Annotated in this window: 3 protein-coding genes; 2 read left to right on the top strand and 1 reads right to left on the bottom strand. The window is 70.4% G+C overall.

What is annotated here, in order from left to right; translation table 11 throughout:
* Window positions 1-137: 137 nt before the first annotated feature.
* A complete protein-coding gene (locus GH736_RS22495) occupies window positions 138-881 on the bottom strand; it encodes a CGNR zinc finger domain-containing protein (protein ID WP_159607203.1) in 744 nt (247 codons plus the stop codon).
* A gap of 94 nt (window positions 882-975) precedes the next feature.
* On the opposite strand from GH736_RS22495, the gene GH736_RS22490 reads away from it, so the two are divergent.
* Both GH736_RS22490 and GH736_RS24765 read left to right on the top strand, forming a co-directional pair.
* Window positions 976-1,200 carry a hypothetical protein gene (locus GH736_RS22490; RefSeq protein WP_159607201.1) on the top strand — a complete coding sequence of 75 codons (225 nt, stop codon included), beginning with the start codon at window positions 976-978 and terminating at the stop codon, window positions 1,198-1,200.
* 183 nt (window positions 1,201-1,383) lie between these two features.
* Window positions 1,384-1,718: hypothetical protein (locus GH736_RS24765; protein WP_203230920.1), on the top strand; the 335-nt coding region annotated here is incomplete at its 3' end.

Below are 1,718 nucleotides of genomic sequence, written 5' to 3'. Positions count from 1 at the left end.
CAGAACCCCTTCTTCAACGACGTCGTGCGTGGCCGCGGTGGCTGCCGCGTGCAAGCAGGCCGGCCTCTGGCCATTCGTCCACTTCAACCGGATGCCAGCCCCGGGTGCAGGCGAAGGAGCCGCATCGGCGTCCTCGCTCACCGATCGAGCCTCGAGCGGGTCGGGGCTCGAGAGGTACCACGACGTGTAGAAGAGGTCGACGCCCTCCCGAGCGCTCGGGTCGGAGAACAGGGCCGTGTAGGCGCTCGAGGCGCGCGCATCTCGTCCCACCCGATCACCCGTCGTCCGCGGCCGCGGTGCCGCGCGGTCTCAAGTCGCTCGTACGCCTTCCTCATCTTGACCGCGTTGCCGCAGCCGGCCATGGTGCACCAGCGGCTCGACCGGTTGCGCGAGTGGTCGTAGTAGGCCCAGCGGCAGGAGTCGCGGGCGCACGCCTTGAGCCGCGGCCACGTGCCGTCGTCGATCGACCGCCGCACCGCGTCGAGGAGGCCGCCGAGCGCGCGACGCACGGGATCGTCGCCCGCCGGTGCCAGCTCGAACGACTCGGCCTCGATGAACTGCAGTCGCACCGGCAGCTGCGTGAGCGCCTCGTTCAGCCGCCGCACGGCCGTGGCGTCGGGCTCGTGGCCGGCGTGGAGTTCGAGCACCCCGCGGAGCCCCTCCCGCAGCTGCCGCGCGAAGGCGAGATCGTCGGCGCTCACGGATGTGCCGGCGTCGAGCAGGCCGCGCCCGCCGAGCCAGGCTGCGAGATCGCCCGGTTCGCGCAACCGCTCGTCGTCGAGCTGGTACTCGACGGTGTTCACGAAGTCGCGCACCAGCCGCAGTGACGGCGGGATGACCTCGTCCTCCTTCTGGAACGCCAGATCGGTCTGTGCACCCATAACACCAGCGTAGCCCCTTGACAGGTGTGATGAAAGAGCGCACGGTGGAAACACCATTGAAAACTTTTCACTGGTGTGACCAAGGAGGTTCATCATGTCGGGCATCACGGACTCCGGGTACCGCGACCAGCGGTTCGGCCGCACGCCGACCCTCGCGACGACGCCGGCCGGGTCGAGTCGGACAACAGGGCTCCGGAGCCGATTCACAGCTTGGCGCGCGCACCGGCGTGCCACGCGGTTCGACCGCGAGGCCGCACGCCGCGACTGGGTCGACCAGATCCCGCCATGGGCGTTCGGCATCCTGCATCGCGGGGGGTGAGGCGGCGGTGCGGGGATGTCGCGGCAGGGCGGCACGGTCGGTGGGTCCGCGCTGCCGGCGCGAAACCCGAACGCCGTGTGTGATCACGCTCCCACGGCTTTCCCAGTGTTCGGGAGGGATCCTCACAAAAACGCGTGATGGGCTGTCGTGTCCCCCTTCCTGCCGACACGGAATCCCCTCGCTGTGCCCCACACTCCAGAACTCCCCCTCCTTCGCCGTGCCACCTTCCGCGCACCATCCGCCCGACCCGACGCCCTGCCGGCGCTCGATGCCGTCGATGGCGAACGCTTCGACCCGCCCGCCGTCGGGAAGCCGGCCGTCCCCGTTGCCGCCGAGTCCAGCCCGGTGGCGCCGCAGGAGGGCCAGGCACCGGCACCGCGTCGGCGCCATCCACCGCCTCAGCGAACTCATGGAACGCGTCCCGCAGAAGGACCGCCCGCGAACTACGGGCTTCCCGCGGAGGCGACGACCCTCGAGGGCTTCCTCTTCCCGGCGACGTACACGCTCGATCCCGGCAT

The sequence above is a fragment of the Agromyces humi genome (assembly GCF_009720255.1).
Lineage (GTDB): Bacteria > Actinomycetota > Actinomycetes > Actinomycetales > Microbacteriaceae > Agromyces > Agromyces humi.
This window is presented reverse-complemented; position numbering and strand designations above follow the sequence as displayed.